The sequence below is a fragment of the Rhizobium sp. SEMIA4064 genome (assembly GCF_003025035.1).
Taxonomy (GTDB): Bacteria; Pseudomonadota; Alphaproteobacteria; order Rhizobiales; family Rhizobiaceae; genus Rhizobium; species Rhizobium paranaense.
Map to the genome: position 1 here is coordinate 19528 of NZ_PYJN01000011.1, position 22368 is coordinate 41895.

22 protein-coding genes are annotated in these 22368 nt (G+C 60.5%); 8 read left to right on the forward strand and 14 right to left on the reverse strand.

Translation table 11 applies throughout. The annotated features are described in order from the left end of the window. Positions 1-76: 76 nt before the first annotated feature. Positions 77-865 (reverse strand): SDR family oxidoreductase, encoded by a 789-nt coding sequence (locus C9E91_RS06320; protein WP_107107518.1) that lies wholly within the window; start codon positions 863-865, stop codon positions 77-79. A gap of 287 nt (positions 866-1152) precedes the next feature. Between C9E91_RS06320 and C9E91_RS06325 the strand changes: the two genes are divergently transcribed. Both C9E91_RS06325 and C9E91_RS06330 read left to right on the forward strand, forming a co-directional pair. Then, positions 1153-2817 carry an electron transfer flavoprotein-ubiquinone oxidoreductase gene (locus C9E91_RS06325; RefSeq protein WP_107107519.1) on the forward strand — a complete coding sequence of 555 codons (1665 nt, stop codon included), beginning with the start codon at positions 1153-1155 and terminating at the stop codon, positions 2815-2817. Beyond that, on the forward strand, positions 2817-3350 hold the full coding sequence (locus C9E91_RS06330; RefSeq protein ID WP_245407438.1) for a GNAT family N-acetyltransferase: 534 nt from the start codon (positions 2817-2819) through the stop codon (positions 3348-3350). Before C9E91_RS06325 ends, C9E91_RS06330 begins: the two co-directional genes overlap by 1 nt. Positions 3351-3439: 89 nt before the next feature. Here the strand turns inward: C9E91_RS06330 and C9E91_RS06335 are convergent, their stop codons facing one another. Next, positions 3440-4342 carry a DMT family transporter gene (locus C9E91_RS06335; protein WP_107107520.1) on the reverse strand — a complete coding sequence of 301 codons (903 nt, stop codon included), beginning with the start codon at positions 4340-4342 and terminating at the stop codon, positions 3440-3442. Between the two features lie 145 nt (positions 4343-4487). Here C9E91_RS06335 and C9E91_RS06340 point away from each other — a divergent pair, with 145 nt between their 5' ends. Beyond that, positions 4488-4961, forward strand: a complete 474-nt coding sequence (locus C9E91_RS06340) for an Lrp/AsnC family transcriptional regulator (RefSeq protein ID WP_107107521.1) — start codon at positions 4488-4490, stop codon at positions 4959-4961. A 52-nt stretch (positions 4962-5013) separates the two neighbouring features. On the opposite strand, the gene mgtE is transcribed toward C9E91_RS06340, so the two are convergent. After that, positions 5014-6387, reverse strand: coding sequence for a magnesium transporter (gene mgtE, locus C9E91_RS06345; protein ID WP_107107522.1), 1374 nt, complete (start codon positions 6385-6387; stop codon positions 5014-5016). Between the two features lie 384 nt (positions 6388-6771). Next, on the reverse strand, positions 6772-7989 hold the full coding sequence (locus C9E91_RS06350; RefSeq protein WP_107107523.1) for an MFS transporter: 1218 nt from the start codon (positions 7987-7989) through the stop codon (positions 6772-6774). Between the two features lie 349 nt (positions 7990-8338). On the opposite strand from C9E91_RS06350, the gene C9E91_RS06355 reads away from it, so the two are divergent. Continuing rightward, positions 8339-9286 (forward strand): diacylglycerol/lipid kinase family protein, encoded by a 948-nt coding sequence (locus C9E91_RS06355; RefSeq protein WP_107107524.1) that lies wholly within the window; start codon positions 8339-8341, stop codon positions 9284-9286. Between the two features lie 6 nt (positions 9287-9292). On the opposite strand, the gene C9E91_RS06360 is transcribed toward C9E91_RS06355, so the two are convergent. Then, complete coding sequence (locus C9E91_RS06360; protein WP_107107525.1) at positions 9293-10633, reverse strand: glutamine synthetase family protein; 1341 nt, start codon at positions 10631-10633, stop codon at positions 9293-9295. Between the two features lie 288 nt (positions 10634-10921). Here C9E91_RS06360 and C9E91_RS06365 point away from each other — a divergent pair, with 288 nt between their 5' ends. Further along, positions 10922-12289 (forward strand): aspartate aminotransferase family protein, encoded by a 1368-nt coding sequence (locus C9E91_RS06365; RefSeq protein ID WP_107107526.1) that lies wholly within the window; start codon positions 10922-10924, stop codon positions 12287-12289. On the opposite strand, the gene C9E91_RS06370 is transcribed toward C9E91_RS06365, so the two are convergent. From C9E91_RS06370 to C9E91_RS06380, 3 genes are read right to left on the reverse strand one after another with little or no spacing between them, the layout of a single operon-like run. After that, a complete protein-coding gene (locus tag C9E91_RS06370; protein ID WP_107107527.1) occupies positions 12290-12910 on the reverse strand; it encodes an NUDIX hydrolase in 621 nt (206 codons plus the stop codon). It lies immediately after the preceding gene. Between the two features lie 60 nt (positions 12911-12970). Next, positions 12971-14467, reverse strand: a complete 1497-nt coding sequence (locus tag C9E91_RS06375; RefSeq protein ID WP_107107528.1) for a glycosyltransferase family 39 protein — start codon at positions 14465-14467, stop codon at positions 12971-12973. Further along, positions 14460-15479 (reverse strand): glycosyltransferase family 2 protein, encoded by a 1020-nt coding sequence (locus C9E91_RS06380; protein ID WP_107107529.1) that lies wholly within the window; start codon positions 15477-15479, stop codon positions 14460-14462. Before C9E91_RS06380 ends, C9E91_RS06375 begins: the two co-directional genes overlap by 8 nt. Positions 15480-15573: 94 nt before the next feature. Here C9E91_RS06380 and C9E91_RS06385 point away from each other — a divergent pair, with 94 nt between their 5' ends. Then, positions 15574-16533 (forward strand): lysylphosphatidylglycerol synthase domain-containing protein, encoded by a 960-nt coding sequence (locus tag C9E91_RS06385; RefSeq protein WP_107107530.1) that lies wholly within the window; start codon positions 15574-15576, stop codon positions 16531-16533. A 6-nt stretch (positions 16534-16539) separates the two neighbouring features. On the opposite strand, the gene C9E91_RS06390 is transcribed toward C9E91_RS06385, so the two are convergent. The 4 genes from C9E91_RS06390 to C9E91_RS06405 are packed head-to-tail and all read right to left on the reverse strand — an operon-like array spanning position 16540 to position 18921. Beyond that, a complete protein-coding gene (locus C9E91_RS06390; protein ID WP_107107549.1) occupies positions 16540-17781 on the reverse strand; it encodes an RNA polymerase sigma factor in 1242 nt (413 codons plus the stop codon). 26 nt (positions 17782-17807) lie between these two features. Further along, a complete protein-coding gene (locus C9E91_RS06395) occupies positions 17808-18170 on the reverse strand; it encodes a YciI family protein (RefSeq protein ID WP_107107531.1) in 363 nt (120 codons plus the stop codon). An 18-nt stretch (positions 18171-18188) separates the two neighbouring features. Beyond that, positions 18189-18551: a YciI family protein gene (locus tag C9E91_RS06400; protein WP_107107532.1), complete on the reverse strand. Its 363-nt coding sequence runs from the start codon at positions 18549-18551 to the stop codon at positions 18189-18191. Between the two features lie 10 nt (positions 18552-18561). Then, the gene (locus C9E91_RS06405) at positions 18562-18921 is read right to left on the reverse strand and encodes a YciI family protein (protein WP_107107533.1); all 360 of its coding nucleotides are present in this window, start codon (positions 18919-18921) and stop codon (positions 18562-18564) included. Positions 18922-19077: 156 nt separating this feature from the next. Between C9E91_RS06405 and C9E91_RS06410 the strand changes: the two genes are divergently transcribed. Continuing rightward, positions 19078-19287, forward strand: a complete 210-nt coding sequence (locus tag C9E91_RS06410) for a hypothetical protein (RefSeq protein WP_107107534.1) — start codon at positions 19078-19080, stop codon at positions 19285-19287. A gap of 101 nt (positions 19288-19388) precedes the next feature. Here C9E91_RS06410 and C9E91_RS06415 read toward each other — a convergent pair whose 3' ends face one another. Further along, positions 19389-19787, reverse strand: a complete 399-nt coding sequence (locus tag C9E91_RS06415; protein WP_107107535.1) for a VOC family protein — start codon at positions 19785-19787, stop codon at positions 19389-19391. Positions 19788-19861: 74 nt separating this feature from the next. Between C9E91_RS06415 and C9E91_RS06420 the strand changes: the two genes are divergently transcribed. Beyond that, entirely contained in the window at positions 19862-20608 is a 747-nt protein-coding gene (locus C9E91_RS06420; RefSeq protein ID WP_107107536.1) for a helix-turn-helix transcriptional regulator, read from the forward strand. A 179-nt stretch (positions 20609-20787) separates the two neighbouring features. Here C9E91_RS06420 and C9E91_RS06425 read toward each other — a convergent pair whose 3' ends face one another. Beyond that, entirely contained in the window at positions 20788-22290 is a 1503-nt protein-coding gene (locus C9E91_RS06425; RefSeq protein WP_107107537.1) for an AMP nucleosidase, read from the reverse strand. Positions 22291-22368 lie beyond the last annotated feature (78 nt).

The following is a 22368-nucleotide window of genomic DNA, read 5'->3' on the forward strand; positions in this document are numbered from 1 at the left end:
CCAATTCGTCTCTCACGTAATTGTGTTCAGAAGATCGCTTTTCTGGGGACGAATGCCTCATTCGTTGGGCGCGTATTCAAAGAGAACGCGCCGCGCCGCCATCGCAGCGGATCATCGAGCCGGTGACATAGCTTGCGGGTTCGCTGCAAAGAAAGGCGGCCGTCGCCGCGAATTCCTCGACCCGGCCGTAGCGACCCGCGGGAATACGCTGTTGCCGCTCGGCTTCGATCTCCTCCAGGCGTTTACCGCTGCGTTTGGCAGCCGCATTGTCGAGGTCGGCCAGCCGGTCGGTGGCAATGCTGCCCGGCAGCAGCATGTTCACGGTAATGCCATGTGCCGCCACCTCCGCCGCCAACGTCTTGCTCCAGCCGGCAAGGGCAGGGCGCAGCGTATTGGAAAGGGCCAGATTGGGGATCGGTTCGATGACGCCGGAGGAGGCAACGGTGAGGATACGGCCCCAACCCTGCGCCTTCATGGCCGGAAGCAGCGCGTTGGTCAGCGTGATGACCCGCGCCACCATCGACAGGAAATAGGTTTCCAGCTTATCGGCGGTCATATCTTCCGAAGTTCCCGGCGTCGGACCGCCGGTATTGTTGACGAGAATGTCGAGGCCGCCGAGCTTTTCGGTGACCGCCTTGCTGACGGTTTCGACGAACATCTCATCATTGAGATCGGCCCAGATCCAATCCGCCCGACCTTTCCCTTCCGCATTGATAGCCTTGCAATTGCTCTCCAGCCTCTCGCCGCTGCGGCCGCAGAGCAGGACATTTGCCCCTTCGCGTGCCAGCGCCACGGCAATGCCATGGCCAAGCCCCTTGGACGAAGCCAGAACCAGCGCCCGCTTTCCCTTGATGCCGAGATCCATCTTGTTCACCCCTTATGCTGTCCGGATTGTTCCAATGAGTTTTATAGAATGCCGCGAATGCTTTTTGGAAGCCGATAAACAGCAAGCGGACAACGCCTAGGCATTGACGTTGACGTAAGGTGAATTTAATTTTCACGCCAGTTGTGCGAATTGGAGGATCGGCTGTCGCTTCCCGGCTCGACAATCCCCTCCCGTTTTGACAAGAGATAGCCAACGGGGAAGACGCCCAAAATGGGGAGAAGGCCGCACCCAATCAACGGGAGCCCGGCCAATCGGAGACAGAGTGAATGACTGACGCTAGCGAGCTGCCTGAACGCGAGAGCATGGAATTCGACGTTGTGATCGTCGGTGCGGGGCCAGCAGGTCTTTCGGCGGCGATCCGCCTGAAGCAGGTCAATCCCGATCTCACCGTCGTCGTGCTCGAAAAGGGCGCAGAAGTCGGGGCGCATATCCTGTCGGGCGCCGTCGTCGATCCGATCGGCATCGACCGCCTGCTGCCCGGCTGGCGTCAGGAGGAAGGCCATCCCTTCAAGACCGAGGTGACGGACGATCATTTCCTGTTCCTCGGACCTGCTGGTTCGGTGCGCCTGCCGAATGCGCTGATGCCGCCGCTGATGAACAATCACGGCAACTATATCGTATCGCTTGGCAATGTCTGTCGCTGGCTCGCCGAAAAGGCCGAGGGGCTGGGCGTCGAGATCTATCCCGGCTTTGCCGCGACCGAAGTGCTTTATAACGACCAGGGCGCCGTCATCGGTGTTGCCACCGGCGACATGGGCATCGAGAAGAACGGCGAGCCTGGCCCGAACTATACGCGCGGCATGGCGCTCATGGGCAAATATGTGCTGATCGGCGAAGGCGTGCGCGGCTCGCTTGCCAAGCAGCTCATCGCCAAGTTCGACCTGCAGAAAGGCCGCGAGCCGCAGAAATTCGGCATCGGCATCAAGGAGCTCTGGCAGGTGAAGCCGGAGAACCATAAGCAGGGTCTGGTGCAGCACTCCTTCGGCTGGCCGCTTGGCATGAAGACCGGTGGTGGCTCCTTCCTCTATCACCTCGAGGACAATCTCGTCGCCGTCGGCTTCGTCATCCACCTCAACTACAAGAACCCCTATCTTTATCCCTTCGAGGAGTTCCAGCGCTTCAAGACGCATCCGGCGATCCGCGGCACCTTCGAAGGTGGCAAGCGCATCTCCTATGGCGCCCGTGCCATCACCGAGGGCGGCTATCAGTCGGTGCCGAAGCTCTCCTTCCCTGGCGGCGCGCTGATCGGCTGCTCGGCCGGCTTCGTCAACGTGCCGCGCATCAAGGGCAGTCATAATGCGGTGCTGTCCGGCATGCTGGCGGCCGACAAGATCGCCGCAGCGATCGCGGCCGGCCGCGCCAATGATGAAGTGGTCGAGATCGAAAACGAATGGCGCGCCAGCGATATCGGCAAGGACCTGAAGAAGGTGCGCAACGTCAAGCCGCTGTGGTCGAAGTTCGGCACGGCGGTCGGCGTGGCGCTCGGCGGGCTCGATATGTGGACGAACACGCTGTTCGGCTTCTCCTTCTTCGGCACGCTGAAGCACGGCAAGACCGATGCTCAATCGCTGGAGCCGGCGGCCAAGCACAAGCCGATCGCCTATTCGAAGCCGGACGGCGTTTTGACCTTCGACCGGCTGTCCTCGGTGTTCCTGTCGAACACCAATCATGAGGAAGACCAGCCGGTGCATCTGCAGGTCAAGGACATGGGCCTGCAGAAGCGGTCGGAACACGACATCTATGCTGGTCCGTCGACCCGCTACTGTCCGGCCGGCGTTTATGAATGGGTGGAGAAGGACGGTCAGGATACCTTCGTCATCAACGCCCAGAACTGCGTCCACTGCAAGACCTGCGACATCAAGGACCCGAACCAGAACATCAACTGGGTCCCGCCGCAGGGCGGTGAGGGGCCAGTTTATCCGAACATGTGATGAGCGCGGGGAAGATGGAGCGAGACGCTTATACTATTCGCCTTGCTCGTTCCACTGACCTGGATTTCCTGGCGGAAATCGAGATCGATGCCTTCGCAACCCTCGGCCGTGCCCTAGGCAGGGAGGACGAGGGTAGGACCGTGCCGCGTCAGACGCTGGAGATGTCGCTCGATGCAAGGCTGCTATTCGTGGCGGTCGATCATCTGGATCACCCCTTTGCCTTCGTCGCGAGTTCCGAGCTCGATGGCGCGATCTATGTCCTGGAGATCGATGTCATGCGGCGCTGGCAGCAGAAGGGTGTCGGGCGGCGCTTGATGCAGACCGTGATCGAGACGGCGCGGCAGCGGGGCGCATCAGGCGTCACACTGACGACAGACCGTTTTGTGCCGTTCAACGCGCCATTCTACGTCTCGCTTGGATTACGTGTGCTGGATGAAGGCGAGATGCCGGCGGGACTGCTTGAAACCTTGAAATTCGAGATCGACCATGGCGCGGACCCCGATCGGCGGGTCGCCATGGCGCTGTGGTTCTGAGATTTTCCGCCAGGCATCAAATTATGCCTTTCTCAATGCAGAAGGCTGCCGATGGCAGCCTTCCATCTCTCCTTTGCCGATTGTTGCCCTTATTTCCTCGACAAGACTCCCGTTGAAAGCGCAACGCCCATGCCGGTGACGACAGCGGCGGCAATCTCCGTCATGCCAAGCGGCTCGCCGAGCAGCAGCCCGCCGCCGAAGGTGGCGAGAACCGGGGTGATGGCGGTGAAGGCGGCAGCCTGCGTGCCGCCAAGGGCCTGGACGGCGAGACCGTAGGCAAGCGTGGCGGCGAGGCCGGAAAGCAGGCCCTGGCTTACGACCTGCAGGCCGATTTCCGGCAGCGGGACGGAGGCGAGCGAGCTGCCGAAGATCAGGGCCAGGCCGACATGGATGAGGAACGACCAGATGGCGATGATCGCGCTTGACTGAATGGCGTTCAGGCCAGAGCGGCGGAATGCGTGGGTGTAGCCGGCCCAGAGCAGGGCACCAAGCGGCAGCAGCGTAAAGCTGACCCAGGAAATTTCCGCGCTGGAAAGGCTGCGTGCCAAAAGGATGGCGACGCCGGCGACGATGCCGCCGAGGCCGAGCCAACGGGTGATGTCCGGCCGCTCGCGAAACAGCAGCACCCCGATCAGCGCGGTCGCCAGCGGCATCGAGCCTCCGAGCAGAATGCCAGCCGATGCGGCGGGCGTGGAGTGGATGGCGAAAGTGGTCAATTGGAAGAAAAGCGCACCCGAACCGCAGACCATGAGCGCCAATAGTTTCAGCGGCACGCCTTTCGGCAACAGCCCGGTGCGCAGCCAGACGGGAGAGAGCACCAGCGCCGGAATACCGTAGCGGATCAAGCCGAGGTCGATCGTGCCCATCTGCGTTTCGGCGGTGTGGCGCGTGGCAAGAATCCAGTTGGCCCAGATCAGCACCGTAATGATGGCGCCGGCATAGCCGGCCGTAGCGGGCATTGTCTTGCGGGAGGAGAAGGTCAAGGCACTCATCGACGTATCCTTTCGAACCGTTGGGATCATTATCCGGTTGAAGAAAAGATAGCTCCGAAGGCCGAGGCATGTCCTTGCTAGTTATGGCTCAAAGAAAGTGCTATGAGCAATTATCTGCCAATACAGGCGAAGAAAGTTTATAGAAATGCCAAAACTGGATAAATTCGATATTGCCATCCTCAACTGCCTGCAGGAGGACGCACGCGCTACGAATGTCGAGATCGCCGAGCGGGTGAATCTGTCGCCTTCGCCCTGTCTGAGGCGCATCCGCAACCTGGAAAAATCGGGTCTGCTGCGCGGCTATCGCGCCGATATCGACCGCAAGGAAGCTGGCCTCGGCTTGACCGTTTTCGTCGAACTCAAGGTCGGGCATCACTCCAAGGAGAATTCGGAGGCGCAGCAGGCGGCGCTGCTCGCTATCCCGGAAATCGTGTCCTGCCACTTGATTTCAGGAGCTGCGGATTTTCTGGCGGAAGTCGTCGTCGAGGACCTCGCCGCTTATGAAAAGGTAATGTCGGAAAAGCTTCTGACGCTACCTGGCGTCTCCGACCTGCGCTCGAATTTTGCGATCCGCAGCATCAAGACCAACGGCGCCCTGAAGCTGCCGCAGCCGGTTTGAAAATGAAAAAGGGGCCGTCGCCGGCCCCTTCCTGGTTAAATTTGCATTGCTCTCAGAGCATCGTGCCACTGAGGATCAACAGGGCGACCGAGAAATAGATCACCAGCCCGGTCACATCGACCAGCGTTGCCACCGCTGGCGCCGATGCACTGGCCGGATCGAGGCGCAGCTTCTGCAGCATGAACGGCAGCATCGAGCCGGCCAGAGAGCCGAATGTGACGATGCCGATCAGTGCGGCGAAAACGGTGACGCCGACCAACTGCCAGTGTGGGCCGTAGTCGAAGAGCCCAATGGTCTGCCAAAGCACGATGCGGGCAAAGCCGACAAGGCCGAGGATCGAGCCGAGCACGATGCCCGTTGGCAATTCGCGCAAAGCAACGCGCCACCAATCGGACAGCTTGAGCTCGCCGAGCGCCAGTGCTCGAATGATCAGCGAGGTCGCCTGCGAGCCGGAATTACCGCCCGAGCTCATGATCAGCGGGATGAACAGCGTCAGCACGACAGCCTTCTCCAACTCGCCTTCGAAATGCTGCATGGCGCTGGCCGTCAGCATTTCGCCGAGGAAGAGGGCGGCCAACCAGCCGGCGCGCTTGCGGATCATGCCCGCGAAGCCGATCTTCATATAGGGCTGGCCGAGGGCTTCCATACCGCCGAATCTTTGCGCGGCTTCGGTCGTGTCGGCGATCATCGTATCGATGACGTCGTCGACCGTGACGATGCCGAGCATCAGGCCGTTTTCGTCGACAACCGGCAGAGCGAGCAGGTCGTGACGGCGGATCAGCCGGGCGACATCCTCCTGCTTCATCAGCGCAGGCGCAGTGACGGGCGTACCCTTCTGTGCCACGGTCAGAATGCAGGCGTCGGGCTGGCCGGTGATGAGACGGCGCAGCGTCACGACATGCAGCAGAACATGGGTGTCGTCGTCGAGCACATAGATGGCATAGACCGTCTCGCGGGAGCGCTCGACCTGGCGCACATGGTCAAGCGTCTGCGCAACGGTCCAACTGGCGAATACGCTGACGTACTCGGTCGTCATGATGCCGCCAGCCGTGCGCGGCGGATAGCCCATCAGACCCTGGATCGCGACACGAACCGGCTCCTCAAGGGTAGCGAACAACCGAGCGCGTGCGTCGTCGTCCAGTTCGAGAAGAATGTCGGCCACGCGGTCGTTGGACATGCCATGCAGCAGCCGTGCGGCGTCTGCATTGGTCATGACTTCGAGAATGGCAGGCGCGTTGCGCAGTTCCGGCCGATCGAGAATACGAACGGCCCGCTCCTCTGGCATTTTGGCCAGGAGGCGTGCGGCTTCGTCCGCCTCGAGCGCATTCAGCGACTCAACGCGTTCTGCAATGGTAAGGGCACGGTTATTATTGATGAATGCACGAGCGGCATTGCCAGCCCGCACGGGAAAGCTGTTGATGTTCATTATAGCTCGCCTTTCCGGTCGATCCGCCGTCGTGGCAGATCGTGGCGAGCCGACAGGAGTCGGTTACAGCACGAAAGCCACTGACGGCAAAGGCAATCGACTACTACTGTCGCTAGGCATCGTAAGATGGCTCCGGTTAATCGGTATGGAAAACGCATGTTCCCCACGTCGCGAGAAGTCGCTCCGAAGTGGGGAAAAGTCAAGTGGCGCCCGCGGTTAATGCCATAATGTCGCAGGCAATTTTTTGTTGAGCGGCTAAAGGCTTATGCGCTGCAGCAATGGCTGTTGCAAAAATAAACGAGATCGGCCGGGTGATGTGCACCCGGCCGATCGAAGGCAATGAGTGGATTCAGAAACCGGCCAGAACGACCTTACCCTTCGGCCTCATACGCCCCGGCCGTTGCGCTCCAAAGCGACTGACAGTCCGAAAACGATCAGGCCGAAGACGGAGAGCACCGCGCCGACATAGCCCGTCGACGCCGCTGTGAAGCCCCAGGAGATCACCAGGCCGCCAAGCCAGGCGCCGAGCGCATTGGCGATGTTGAAGGCCGAATGGTTGGAGGCGGCGGCCAGCGTCTGCGCGTCGGCGGCGACGTCCATAAGACGTGTCTGCACCGCTGGGCAGGCCGCAAAACCGCAGCCGATGAGGAAGACACAGAGGCAGAGCATCACGGGGTTGGCTGCCGTCAGCGAAAACAGCGTCATGATGATGACGTTGAAGACCATCATGCCGCCGATCGTCCCCTTGAGCGACAGGTCGCCCAGGCGCGAACCGACGATATTGCCGACATTCATGCCGATGCCGAAGAGTGCCAGTACGACCGGCACCATGCCCGTTCCCAAACCGGCAACCTGCGTTGTCGTTGTTGCGACATAGCTGAAGATCGAGAACATGCCACCGAAACCCACGGCGGCGATGCCGAGCGTCAGCCACACCTGGATGCGGCGAAGAGCGCCCAGCTCGCGGGCGATGCTTGCACCTTCCTCGACTTTGTCCTTGGGCAGGAACAGGGCAATAAGCAGCATGGCTACGAGGCCGACGCCGCCGACCATCATGAAGGCGGCACGCCAGTTCAGAAGCTGGCCGAGGAAGGTGGCGATCGGTGTGCCGATCAGGGTGGCGATGGTGAGGCCGAGCATGACCTGACCGACAGCACGCACGCGGCGATGGACAGGCACCATCGAAGCGGCCACCAGTGCTGCGACGCCGAAATAGGCGCCATGCGGCAGGCCGGTGATGAAACGCAGAGCCGCGAAGCTTTCGAAGGTCGGAGCCAGGGCGCTCGAAATATTCCCGGCTGCGAAGATTGCCATCATCAGCAAAAGCAGAGTGCGCCGCGCCATCTTGGCGGCGAGGATAGCGATGACCGGCGCACCGACAACGACACCGAGCGCATAGGCGCTGATGACATGACCGGCTAGAGGGGTCGTGACGCCGAAGGTATCGGCGACCTCGGGCAGCAGGCCCATGATGACGAATTCACCCGTGCCGATGCCGAAGCTGCCGACTGCGAGCGCCAGCGTGACGAGGGCGATCGCCGCGCGGGACGGCGCTTCGAGGCTGGATCGGGAATCGATGAGGTCGACGGTGATATCGCTCACGAAAACTCCTGGCGGCGATCAGGCAGACAGCCGCTAAGCGGGCAACGGGCAGAGAAACCGGGAGGTGGTCTCGGATACACGATGCGGAATGAAAGATGGGAAGGCGCGAATGCACCTCAATTAATACTATGAATCAGGGCGACACCGCTGTCGCGTGCATTTTTTGCAGCGCAGCATATCGCCCTGCGCATAAGTATTTGCGAGGTTATTGCACGATCAGTCACCCGCATTGATTGCCTCCCATGACTGGATAGTGCTTGAAATCGCCTTGGCCGAAACCATTTTTGGATTAGCAGGTGCGGGAGCAGATCTTCTTGAGACAGATTCAACGAGAAAACCGGGAGCCTCGATGAAACTGATCGGCTTTTTCAATCGCGATGGCGGCACGTTCAAGACAACGGACATGGCCGCCTACGAAATGAAGGCAGAGCAGGTCTTCCGGGATGCCGGCCACGATTTCGAAGGTGTGGTCGTGTCGGGTAGTGAAGTCGTTGCCGCCATGGAGCGTGCGGCGCGTCGCGACGATATCGATGGCATCGTCGCCGGCGGCGGTGACGGAACGATTTCTGCAGCGGCCGCGGTAGCCTGGAAAAACGGCGTTGCTCTCGGCGTCATTCCCGCCGGCACCATGAACCTCTTTGCGCGCTCGCTTCGGCTGCCGCTCGATATCTACCAGGTGCTAGACGTACTTGCGACCGGAGAGGTGGATCAGGTGGATATCGGCAGCGCCAATGGCCGCCCTTTCATCCACCAGTTTTCTGCGGGCATGCATGCGCGAATGGTGCGTTATCGCAACGCCTATACCTATCGTTCACGCGCCGGCAAGTTGTCGGCCAACATCCGCGCCGCCTTGGGTGTCGTCTTCAACCCACCGGAATTCGATGTCGATTTCGAAGCGGAGGGAGTTCGCGAGCGCCGGCATGTTTCGGCAATTTCCGTATCGAACAATCCGTTTGGCCCCAACACGCTGCTTTATGCCGACGATCTGCGCGGCGGCGAACTTGGCTTCTATACGGCAAGGCCGTTGCGGCCGCTGAGCGTCGCACGACTCGCGATCGATATGCTGCGGGGCCGCTTCCGCGAAAACGCCGACGTCATGGTCATGCATACGCGTGAAGTGCACCTGCATTTCCCGAAGCTGCGCAGCCTGGCGAACTGCGTCGTGGATGGCGAGCTGCTGCCGTTGGAACGTGATATCGCGCTCAAACTTCATGCCGGCGAGCTGAAAGTGATGGTCAAGCAGGGCACGGCCGCGCGGGTTGCCGAGGAAGACTCCATCAGCAGCGCAGTCGTCTGAAATCTGTCAAAGGCGCGGCAGATACGTCCGGTAATCGAAATCGGATACGGTGCGCAGGTAGCGGATCGCTTCCTTGTGCTTCGTATCGCCATAGAGCTTCTGGTATCGCTCCCCGAAAATATCGGCGATGAAGGGAGAGGCGCGGAAGCGCTCGACGGCGGTCAGGAAATCATGCGTCAGGCGCGGTGCATTTGCCGGCACATGGCTTGGCGTCGTCTCCTCGCCGGGATCGAGTTCACTCTGCAATCCGAGCAACATACCCCCGAGGATAGCCGCCAGCATGAGGTATGGATTGGCATCGGCGCCGGCGACGCGGTGCTCGATCCGGGCGCCTGGTCCATCCTTTTCAGGGATGCGCACCGCCGTTCCGCGATGACCGTAACCCCAGGTAAGGTCCACGGGCGCAAACGAGCCCGGCTGGAAGCGGCGATAGGAATTGGCGTAGGGCGCAAAGATCAACTGCGCATCCTGCAGGGTCTGCAGCAGACCGGCGCAGATTGATTTCAGCCTCTTTGGCTCGCCGCCGGCTGCATCGAGGATATTGCGGCCCTCACCGTCGATGATGCTGGCGTGCACATGCAGGCCGGAGCCCGCGTGATCGCTATAGGGTTTCGCCATGCAGGTCGATTTGAGGCCGTGTTTGCGCGCCGCTTGCTCGGCTATTCGTTTCAAGGCAGTGCAGTCATCGGCAGCGGCAAGCGCGTCCGGACGATGGAGCAGATTGACTTCGAACTGCCCCGGGCCGAACTCCGCCGTGGTTGCATCCGCCGGCAAGCCCTGCGCCTTGGCATAGGCGCGCAGGGTTTCGAGATAATCGCCGAGCAGATCGACAGCATCCATATCGTAGAGCTGATAGCCGTTCGGCTCACCACGATACATCAGCGCCGCCGGCGGCGAGGGGATGCCGCGCTCGCGCCAGTCGCCGGCGAGAACATAGAATTCCAGCTCGGTCGCAACGACAGGCGTCAGGCCGAGCGTCTTATAGCGGTCGACGACGGCGGCAAGGATAGCGCGCGGGTCCTGAAAGCTCGGGCGGCCGTCGAGTTCATGCATCATGGCCAGCACTTGCTTCGATCCCGGCGGCGCCCATGGCATATCCGCAAGCGTGCGTCGATCAGCGACGCAGGTGCCATCGGGATCGCCGATTGTCAGAGACAGGCCGGTGAGATCGTCATTGTCGTCGCCCCAAATATCCAGGGATTGCGTTGAGGTCGGCAGGCGCACCGCGCCGGACCAGACTTTCTTTTCGGCTTCGATGGGGGCCTGCTTGCCACGCAGCCGGCCGTTCATATCCGATATCAACACTTCGATACGGGCTGTGCCCTCGGTTGCGTTGTCAGCCGCCATGCCCTTGTAAATCCCCGATGCTCACGTCATGGTCGTAAACCATGATAGCCTCTAGTCAAGTCTGGCTATGTTGCGGCTTCGTGCCAGGCCCCTCACCCTAGCCCTCTCCCCGCACCTGCGGGGAGAGGGGACCCGCCCATGCTTGCCGCACCTGATGCGGTCGATTGCCGGCGCGATAAGCTTCCTCGCCCCCGCGTGCGGGGAGAGGGCTGGGGTGAGGGGCCATGCACATAGTCGCGGCGTTGATGGGCCTGACAGGCACCAATCTCAACAGGGTTCGAATAAGCCATGTCCGACACTTCCAGCCGTTCCAATCTCGCCGCCGTCGATGCCGCTCATCATCTCCATCCGTTCGCGGACATGAAGAAGTTGAATGCCGACGGCGCTCGGATCATCCAGCGCGGCCAGGGCGTCTATATCTTCGACAGCAACGGCAAGAAATATCTCGACGGTTTTGCCGGCCTTTGGTGCGTCAATATCGGCTATGGGCGAACGGAAATCGCCGATGCGGCGATCCGCCAGATGAATGAGCTGCCCTATTACAACACCTTCTTCGGCACGACGACGACCCCGGCAACGCTCCTGTCGGAGAAGGTCTGTGCTCATGCCGGGCCGCATTTCAATCATGTCTTCTTCACCAACTCCGGCTCGGAAGCCAACGACACCTGGTTCCGTATGGCGCGCGTCTATTGGAGTGCGGTGGGCAAACCGGCCAAGAAGACCGTTATCGCTCGCCGCAATGGTTACCACGGGTCGACCGTTGCTGGCGCCAGCATGGGCGGCATGAAATACATGCATGAGCAGGGCGATCTGCCGATCCCCGGCGTCGTCCATATCGGTCAACCCTATTGGTACGCTGATGGCGGCGATCTTTCTCCGGAAGATTTCGGCCTCAAGGCTGCGCGCGAGTTGGAAGAGAAGATCAATGAGTTGGGCGAGGACAACGTCGCCGCCTTCATCGCCGAGCCGGTGCAGGGAGCAGGCGGTGTCATCATACCGCCCGCGACCTATTGGCCGGAAATCGCCCGCATCTGCAAGGCGCGGAATATCCTGCTCGTCTGCGACGAAGTGATCTGCGGCTTCGGAAGGCTCGGCTCCTGGTTCGGTTATCAGCATTTCAACGTCGAGCCCGATCTCGCGCCGATCGCCAAGGGCCTGTCTTCGGGCTACCTGCCGATCGGCGGCGTGTTGGTCAGCGACCACATTGCCGATGTGCTGATCAATGATGTCGGCGAATTCAACCACGGCTTCACCTATTCCGGCCATCCGGTCTGCGCCGCCGCAGCGCTGGAAAATTTGAGGATCATCGAGGATGAGCGGCTGATCGAGCGCGTTCGCGACGATATCGGGCCCTATTTCGCGAAGGCCTGGGGCAGTCTGGCGGATCACGATATGGTCGGCGAAGCCGTCAGCATCGGGTTGATGGGCGCGCTACAGCTTGCCGCCGACAAATCCACCCGCCGCCGTTTCGAGAAGCCGGATGCCATCGGCTCCGCCGTACGCAATCACGCTTTAACCAATGGCCTCGTGCTGCGCGCCACGGCGGACCGAATGCTGGCCTCGCCGCCACTGATCATCAGCCATGAGGAAGTGGATGCGATGGTGCGTATCACGCGGCTGGCGCTCGACGCCGTGTGGGCCGAGGCGAGAGCGTAATCAGTCCTTGTCCGCCAGGGCTGACGCATCCCATTTGCCCGCTTTGTGCAGGGCAAGTGTCAGTCCCGCGACATGAATGGTCTGAATCATCTTACCCTCCAGCGCCAGTTTGATGGCCTGGCGGATCGGCATGCGAATAAGCCGAATGCGTTCCGTCGGATCGTCTGCGGGTTTCGCTGACATCTCGACGTTGCGAGCGAGCACGATATGGGAAAGGTTCGAGTGGGTGGCCGGGTTCGGTGCGAGGGCGCCGACATATTCCCAATCGGAAGCGATGAGGCCGGTTTCTTCCCGCAGCTCGCGGGCGGCCGCCTCTATCGGGTTGGCATCGCTCGCATCGATAGCCCCGCCTGGCACCTCCAATGAGACGACGTTGAGAGCATGGCGATACTGCTGGACCAGATAGATATTGTCCTCCGCATCGAGTGCCACGACTTCCACCCAATCGGGATATTCCAGCACGTAGTAAGGGGCGATCTCCACGCCCTCGGCAGTAACACAGGCGTCAGCCCTGACTTTCAGCCACCGGTCATGATGCAGATGGGTGGAGCTTTTCACTTGCCATGGCGGAAGATCGGCAGCGTCAGGCAGGATGCTTGTGAGCGTGTCGGTCGGGTCCATGAGCAGTTCCTGCGTTGAAAGTTGAAACTGGACGGCCGATCACTCTGGATCGGGTTGCCCTTACTTCGGATAAATCCAGGAATAGGCGAAAGACGCCGTATCGCCCGCTTTGCCGTGGATATACGGGACGTCTGCGAGTTTGACATCCGGCGTCGCATATTGCTGGCCGAGCGTATCGTGCAACCAGTTCGCTAATGGTGGGGGCACGCCGTCGGCGTTCTTGCCCGGTCGCCAGACGACGAGGATCGGCTTGTCGGCGCTCCATTGATAGTCCGCCGTCAGATTTCCGAAGAACAGCGACATGGCCGGCACGTCAGGCAGTTGCAAATGCAGATTGCCGGCCGGCAGCCAATTGTCCGTCAGCACCAAACCCGGCTTTTTGCCTTCCGTCGCCACGGCCTGGCTGACGAAGGCGGGGTAGGGGGTGTTGTAATGGTCATAGGAGCCGAAAAGCGCCGGGAAGGTGACGCGGGTCAAAAGGGATGCCGGGATGAGCAGCATCATCGCCAGCGGTATATAGAAGAAGCGCTTGCCGAAATCCGCCGCTTTGATGCCAGCCACTTCCATCTTCAGGCACAGATAGATCGGCAGCAGGAACAGGAAGGGCAGCAGCCAGCGGTCGCGCAGCGCCGTCATGCCGATGCCGACGATCAGGATCAGCACCAGCACGGCGATGGCCGCAAAAAGGACCTCGAAAAAGCGGGTCCATTCGTTCGATCGTCCGAGGTTCTTGAAGAGGCTTTTGCCGAATACCAGCGCATAGATGACGAGCGTCGGTGCGCAGATGACGAGCACCAGTTTCACGAATTCCAGTGGTCCCTTCACCAGCTTGGCAAAGGCAGTTTCCGGCGCATCCTCCTCCATGATCCCCAGGGTCCGTCCCGAGGCGAGGTCGAGATTATGGATCAGCCACAATCCATGCGGCAGGAAGATCAACAGGGAGATCAGCAGGGTCAGCAGAAAGCGCTTATCGAAGAGGCGCGCGCGCCCCTGCGGATACATAAGGACGGCAATGACCGCGGCGACGGCAAGCAGCGCGAAATTATATTTCGACAGCATGCCAAGGCCGAGCGCGATGCCGGTAAATACATAGGAGCCCGTACTCGGTGCCTTCAGCGTGCGGATCGCACCGTAGAGGAAAAGATTGATGGTCAGGAGCTGCGCGACCGTATGTGTCAGGTCACGTTGCGCCTCCCAGAAGAGCTGGGGAATAGTCAGCAGCGACAGCGTGGCGATCGCCGCGAAAACCTTGTCCGACAAAACCAGCTTCGCCAGCTTGTAGTAGCTGAAGAAGACCAGAAACAACACGATGTTCTTGACGATGGAAATCGCCGCCAGCGACAATCCGAAGACCGACACCACCAGCGCCTGCACCCAATTATAGAGCGGCGGCTGGGAATCATAGCCGAGTGTCAGCCATTGCGAGAACAGCGCCTGCTGCGACTCGTCGTAGCGCATGCCATGCGGCATGGCGAGCCGCACCAGGAATTCCAGAGCGAAGTAACCGGCAAGTAGAAGGATGATGGTATCCGGTCGGCGGACCAGAAGCCTATGCATCCTGATGATCCCGATCGAAGATCTTGCGGACGATATAGTTCGGCGACAGGTCATCGCGATAGTAGATGCGCGCGATCATCTCGGCTAGGATACCCGTGGTGATCATCTGCACCGACGACAGCAGGAGCACGACGCCGACCAGCAGCAGCGGCCTGTTGCCAATATCGTCGCCGAAGATGAACTTGTCGACGAAGAGCCACAGCAGGATCAGGGCGGCGAGCGCCCCGAGGCCAAGGCCGAGAGAGCCGAAGAAATGGCCCGGCCGCGCCTTGTAGCGCATGAAGAACATCACCGACAGCAGGTCGAGGATGACACGGAAGGTGCGCGAAATGCCGTATTTCGATATGCCGTGCTGGCGCGCATGATGGGTAACGACCATTTCGCCGATGCGCGAGCTCGGTACGACGCCCGCGACCCAGGCCGGGATGAAGCGGTGCATCTCGCCCATCAGCTTCACCTGCTTGATGATCGAGGCGCGGTAGATCTTCAGGCTGCAGCCATAATCATGCAATTTGACGCCGGTGATGCGGCCGATGAGGTAGTTGGCGCACCAGGAGGGAATCTTGCGCAGGAAAAGCCCGTCCTGGCGATTCTTGCGCCAGCCGACGAGTAGGTCGAGCTGCCGCCGCTCCAACTCCTCGACCATCGAGGGGATATCCTTCGGGTCGTTCTGCAGGTCGCCGTCCATCGTGGCGATCAGCCGGCCGGTGGCGGTGTCGATACCGGCCTGCATGGCGGCCGTCTGGCCGAAATTGCGTTGAAGCTCGACGATGCGCAGCGTCAGTCCCTCGTGCCCGAGCGAACGGCGCGCATTGGCAAGCGTGGCATCGGTGCTGCCGTCGTCGATGAGGATCAGTTCCCAGGGCTTGGTGAAACCCACCATGGCGGAACAGATGCGCTCGATCAGCGGTCCGACGCTTTCTTCCTCATTAAAGACGGGCACGACCAGCGAAAGCTCAATGGCACTTACCGTGTCGGTCAGGGGGCGGATCGACTCTGCCGTTGTCTGCAACTCTTCTTTCTCCTAAAAGACCGGCAGAACCGGCCGGACGGAACGAGCGACATGTCCGGCGTCAGCCTCCGCTCGCATTGGGTGCCTTAACTACATGAAGACTCCGATGGTTGCCAGCCGACAGAACTGGTTTATTCGCAACCGCATGACGCTGCTGACATTAGCCGTCGTCCTCGCCTATGCAGCCTTCATCGAATGGTTCTGGGGCTGGGGTTCGATCCTGGCGCAATGGGGTAAAGTCGGCGTCCCACCCATTCTGCTGGCATTGGCGCTGCTAACGAGCACCTACTTCCTTCGCACCTGGCGCATCTACGACTATTTCCCGAAGGAGACCGGCGGCCATTTCACCGCGCTCTTTCGCGTGACGCAGGTCCACAATCTGCTCAACATCATGATGCCCTTCCGCACCGGCGAGACCAGCTTTCCGGTGCTGATGCGCTCCGAATTCGGCATTCCCCTGGCACGAGGCACCTCGGCGCTGTTTGTCATGCGGCTGCTCGACCTGCACGCGTTGCTCGCCGCGGCGGGTGTCGGCCTCGCACTGGCCTCGCCCTATGGTGCTCTTGCTTGGGTTCTGTGGTTTGCTTTCCTGCTCTTACCGGTCGCCGCCTTTATCCTGCGCCGCCCGCTGCTCAAATTTGCTGGCAAGGCATTGCCGAAGAAAGCGCAGGGGCTGGTGCATGAGCTGGAACGCGGAATGCCGGCCAATGCCAGCGCTTTTGCCCGCGCCTGGCTGACGACGGTGGTCAATTGGCTGGTGAAGGTTTTGGTGCTCGCCTGGGCGCTTCGCCTGATGAATGTCACGCCGCTGTCGGCAAGCTTCGGTGGCGCGGTCGGCGGCGAGCTTTCTTCGGTGTTGCCGGTACACGCGCCCGGAGGGGTCGGAACCTATCCGGCTGGGATCACCGCTGGTGCCATCGCTTTCGGCGCTCCGGGATTAAAAGACGCGCTTGATAATCTGGCGCAGGCCAGCATCAGCGCGCACCTGCTGATCGTCGTTTCTGCTCTGACAGGAACGGCACTCGCCCTGCTGATCTCAAGGAAGCACAATTGACTAGGCTTATCGCCCGGTCTTGTCGGCAAGCTCCGCCAGCCGCTTGCGCAGGAACGCCTGCTCGGGCGCCTGGTGACATAGTGAAAGCGCCGTCTCGTAGGACTGTCGTGCTTCGTCTTTGCGGTTGAGCTGGCGCAGGAAATCGGCCTTTGCGGCGTAGGCCAGATGATATCGGGCCAAGCGGTCTTCGCTCAGCAGGCCATTGACGATCTCGAGCGCAGCCGCCGGTCCATCGCACATCGAAACCGCGACTGCCCGATTGAGTTCGACCACCGGCGAGGGATGCGCCACCAGCAGCAGATCATAAAGCATCACGATCCGCCGCCAATCCGTCCGGTCCGCCGTTGGTGCGCGTACGTGCTCGGCGGCAATCGCCGCCTGCAGCGCATAGCTGCCGACGCTTTCGCCCGCCATCGCCTCGGTCGCGAAGGCCAGCCCCTCGCGAATTCCCCTGATGTCCCAGAGCCCACGGTCCTGATCGGCAAGCAAGATGAGGTCGCCGGAAGCGCTGGCGCGCGCGAGCCGCCGCGAATCCTGCAGGAGCATCATCGCCAGCAATCCGGCAACCTCCGGATCGGGCAGGAGCTTCAGCAGCAAGCGGCCAAGACGGATGGCTTCGGCGGCAAGATCGGCGCGGACGATCGTTGTGCCGGATGATGCGGAATAGCCTTCGTTAAAGACCAGATAGATGACATGCAGCACCTGCGCCAGTCGCTCCGGCAACTCCGTCTTTGCCGGAACTTCATAGGGAATTTGGGCGGTCCGAATGCGATTCTTGGCGCGAACGATACGCTGGGCGACGGTCGGCGCGGAAATGAGGAACGCATGGGCGATCTCTTCCGTCGTCAAACCGCAGACCTCGCGCAGCGCCATCGCCGTCTGCGCCTCCGCCGGGATGATCGGATGGCAGCAGGTGAAGATCAGCCGCAGCATATCGTCTTCGATCTCTTCGCCTTCGGCGATCTCGATCATCTCGCCCTCCGGATACAGGCTGTCGACGATGTCGGCCTCCGAGGCATCGAAGCGCGCTCGCCGCCGGATGTGGTCGATCGCCCGAAAGCGGCCTGTCGAAACCAGCCAGGCATAGGGGTTGGCCGGCAGGGTCTCTTCCGTCCATTGCTGCGCCGCTGCCGCGAAGGCATCGTGAAGGGCCTCCTCCGCCCGGTCGAAATCGCCGAGCAGACGGATCAGCGTCGCAAACACGCGGCGTGATTGGCTGCGGTAGATATCGTCGATGGTTTCGTTCAGCGACACGGCGGTCTCTTGCTCTCCTGTCAGGTGCCGGGAAGGGTCAGTATCCGGATCGGACGGATTTCGATGGCGCCATGGCGGCCGGAGGGGATGCGCCGGGCAATCTCCGTTGCATCGGCCATATCGGCAGCCTCGATGAGATAGAAGCCAGCCAGATGCTCCTTCGTTTCGACGAAGGGGCCATCCGTTGTGGAAAGTGCCGATCCGCGCGGGCGGATGACGATTGCGTTGTCGGGTGTCGCCAGAGCATCTGCAAGGATCAGCTCGCCGTTCTGCCGCAGGCTCTCGTCATAGGCGAAGTGCTCGGTGATCAAGCCATCGACCTCGGTAGAGGTCAGCGTGCCGTCGACGTCCGCGGAGGTGTAGATCAAGCATAAGAAACGCATCTCGCCATCCTCCTATGCCTATTCGTCTGGAAACCGGATGTCATAGGCCGGGCGGACCTCGATCATGCCATACCGGGCGACAGGGAAGGTTGCGGCGATGCTTATCGCCTCGTCCATATCCTTCGCCTCGATCAGTACGAAGCCGCCAAGATGCTCTTTCATTTCGGCAAAGGGGCCGTCTGTGACACCGGTCTCACCCTTGCGCATTCGCACCGTCCTGGCAGTCTCCGGCTCACGCAAGGCATTGGCAACAATAAGGTGGCCGCTCTCGCGCAGCCGGTTGTCATTGTCGACCGAGTCCTGTGTCAGCTTTCGTCCTTCCTCTTCGGAAAGCGTGCTGATCTCGGCGGTATCAAACCAGACCTGGCAAAGGAACTTCATAGTCGCCTCCTCAAATGTCGGGGCCGAAGGAATAGATCGGCCGCACCTCGATACTGCCAAGCTTGGCGAGCGGGATGCCCGCGGCGACACGGATCGCATCATTCAGGTCTTTCGCTTCGATCAGGATGAAGCCGCCAAGATATTCCTTGGTCTCGATGAAGGGACCGTCAGTCACCGACGTCTCGCCGTTGCGGACCCGCACCGTCACCGCCGAGCTTGGCGATTGCAGCGCTTCGGCATGGATCATGTGGCCGCTCGCCATCAGATCGCGGTCATAGCCGAGCGAATCCGAATCGAGCCTGTGCTTGTCCTCCTCGGTCATGACATCGAGCTTCGTGCCGTCGAACCAGACCTGGCAAAGATATTTCATCGCAGCGCCTCCTCTTTCCGTTTGCTGACAGCAATAGACGAGCGGTCCGCACGGAAATCGACATCCCGACCGGCACCATGACAAAAAATTTCCTCGCTGTCGAAAAAGGGTGGGGCCGCTCGACAAGGTTCCGTCATCACCAAAGGAGAGACGGACATGCACACCTTGGAAACAGCATTGGTGAATTACTGGGCTAGGAAGACGTTATCGGAGAAGGATCTGATGGAGACGCCGGATCTCGGCAAGGTCGTTCTTCGGACCGCAATCGGCTTTGCTGCTTTTGCGGTTCTGATCCTCTGCCTCAATTGGGTCGCCGCTTCGACGATCGATCGGCCGCAGGTCGCTGCCGCCGATCAGGGCGTTTGATGCCGGAGGCCAAAAAATAATGGGCGAAACGGCCGCGCTAGCTGAAGTGCGGAATACGTCCTGTTACGAAACTCCGACTTTTCGCAATCGCGGTGGTCACTCTATCTGGCGGCAAATCGCTTCTTTGCTTCATCAGTACTCGGCATATAGAGCGAAACGGCATTTCCATCGGGGTCCCGAAACTGAAACGTTGTGTTGCCCCAAGGCATTGTCTTGAGTTCATGCACGAGGGGCACCTTGTCTTTGAGACGAGCATATTCGGCGTCGATATCGTCGACCTGAAACTCCAGAACGAGACTGCGATTGGTGCAAGGTTCGGCGCTGCCTTCCTTCCAGAGCGCAACCGTTTCCGCTGAACCAATCGCTAATACGGCGCCGGGCAAGACTATTTCGGCAAAGACCGGCGCTAGCCACTGCGCTTTCACGTTTGCGACCATCTCGTAGAAGGCGGCCAGTTGCTTGATGTCCGCGGTGATGATGCGTGTCGATGCAAATTTCATTGTGGGCTCCTTTTCACACGATGGAGCTTGTCGCACAGCCCTGTTGCCACCATTATGGCAGCAGGAGTCAGTATATGCGTCGAGCCGATCGCCTGTTTCAGATCATTCAAATCCTGCGTCGGAGTACCCGGCCGGTGACTGCTGCTGACATTGCGCAAGAACTTGAGGTCTCGAAACGCACCGTTTACCGCGACATTGGCGATCTCATAGGCCAGAGGGTGCCGATTTCGGGTGAAGCAGGCTTCGGCTATTTGCTGGATTCCGCCTACGATATGCCGCCGCTTATGTTGACGCCTGATGAAATCGAGGCTGTGATACTGGGCGCGCAATGGGTCGCCGGCCATTCCGATACTCTCATTGCCAACGCCGCCCGTGATGTCATCGTCAAAATTGCGGCCGCCGTTCCTGAAAACTTGCGGCCGTTTATTGACGAGCCGAGCATTGGCGTGAAACCAGGCGTGCGCCCGCCAACGGAAATCATTGACGTTGCCGACATCCGGGAAGCGATCCGTCAGAGACGTAAATTGGCGCTGAGCTATCAGGCGGAGAACGGCGAGATAACAGAGCGCATCGTGTGGCCAGTCATCCTCGGCTACGCGGAGAGCCATCGCATGCTGGTGGCTTGGTGCGAATTACGGCAGGATTTCAGGCACTTCCGCTGCGACAGGATGACCAGGGCAATTCTGTGCGATGAAACCATCGGCCTGCGCCCCGGCGAGCTCCGCCGCAAATGGCAGCAATGGAGAGCGGAACAATTCGAGCTGCTCCAGACCCGCGATCAAGCAATCATGAATGCAAAAGCAAATGGCTTGAGTCGCTAACGACGGCTTAGCGATGCTGCAAACAGACATTCTGCGACACTGGATGTGCGGAATGCTTCACGAAAGTGTTTCCGGCGAGATAAGCCGCCGGAAACAACACTCTTATAAATTGATCCAGCATCAATGCCTGCTTGAATCCCACATTTCAGTTCGGAGCTGGGGCGAAACGCCACTTACTCCTACTGGAATGCGGTTTCGAAGAAACTGCGCAGCTTGCGTGAATGCAGCGTTTCCGGCGGCATCGCGGCCAGCTTCTGGATGGCGCGGATACCGATCTGCAGATGCTGGTTCACTTGCGTCCGGTAGAAGGCGGTCGCCATGCCCGGCAGCTTCAGTTCGCCGTGCAGCGGCTTATCGGAGACGCAGAGCAGCGTGCCGTAGGGAACGCGGAAACGGAAGCCGTTGGCGGCAATCGTCGCTGACTCCATGTCCAGCGCCACGGCGCGGGCCTGCGACAGGCGCTTGACCGGCCCTGCTTGATCGCGCAGTTCCCAGTTGCGATTGTCGATCGTGCCGACCGTACCTGTGCGCATGATGCGTTTCAGCTCGAAGCCCTCATAGCCGGTGATTTCGGCAACGGCTGCTTCCAGCGCCACCTGCACTTCGGCGAGCGCCGGGATCGGCACCCATACCGGCAAGTCGTCATCGAGAACGTGATCCTCACGCATGTAGGCATGGGCCAGCACGTAGTCGCCGAGCCGCTGGCTGTTGCGCAGACCGGCGCAGTGGCCGAGCATCAGCCAGGCATGCGGGCGGAGCACGGCGACGTGGTCGGTGATCGTCTTGGCGTTGGACGGGCCGACGCCGATATTGATCATGGTGATGCCGGCGTGGCCCTTCTTTTTCAGATGGTAGGCCGGCATTTGCGGCAGCCGTGGCGGGGCCGTGTTCCCCTCCGGCTGACTGGAACCGGCCGGCGTGATAATATTGCCCGGCTCGACGAAGGCGGTATAGCCATCGCCGCCCTTGGCCATCAGGTCACGCGCCCAGTGGCAGAATTCGTCGATATAGAACTGATAGTTCGTAAAGAGCACGAAGTTCTGGAAATGCGTCGCGCTGGTCGCAGTGTAGTGGGCGAGGCGGGCGAGCGAATAGTCGATACGCTGTGCGGTAAACGGCGCCAGTGGTGAGGGCTCGCCTGGCGGCGGGATATATTCGCCATTGGCGATCTCGTCGTCGGTCGTGTTCAGGTCCGGCGTATCGAAGAGATCGCGCAGCGGAATATCGTCAAAAGCGGCGGCCGAAGCCTCCACATGTGCGCCTTCGCCGAAGGCGAAATGCAGCGGGATCGGCGTCGTCGATTCCGATACGACGACCGGTACATTATGGCTGCGCATCAACAGCGACAGTTGTTCTTTCAGATAATGCCGGAAGAGTTGCGGGCGGGTGATGGTGGTCGTGTAGACGCCCGGCGCCGTGACGTGGCCGTAGGAAAGACGCGAATCGACATGGCCGAAGCTTGTCGTTTCGATGCTGACCTGTGGGTAGAAGGCGCGGTAACGCGCCGCGATCGGCGCACCCTTGGCGAGCTTCGTGAAGCTGTCGATCAGGAACGTCGTGTTACGCTCGTAAAGCTCGGTCAAAGCTTCGACTGCCTTGGCAGGATCGTCGAAACTCCGCGGCTGAAACGGACTGGGTGAAGAAATGTCGAGGGGTGAAAAAGGAGAGATTCGGTTGCTCATGCGCCATTATAGAGTGCCGTCTTTAACAAGCAAACGACGTTACAAGGCGCGCTATCCGATTTTCGCAGCTATTTTTAT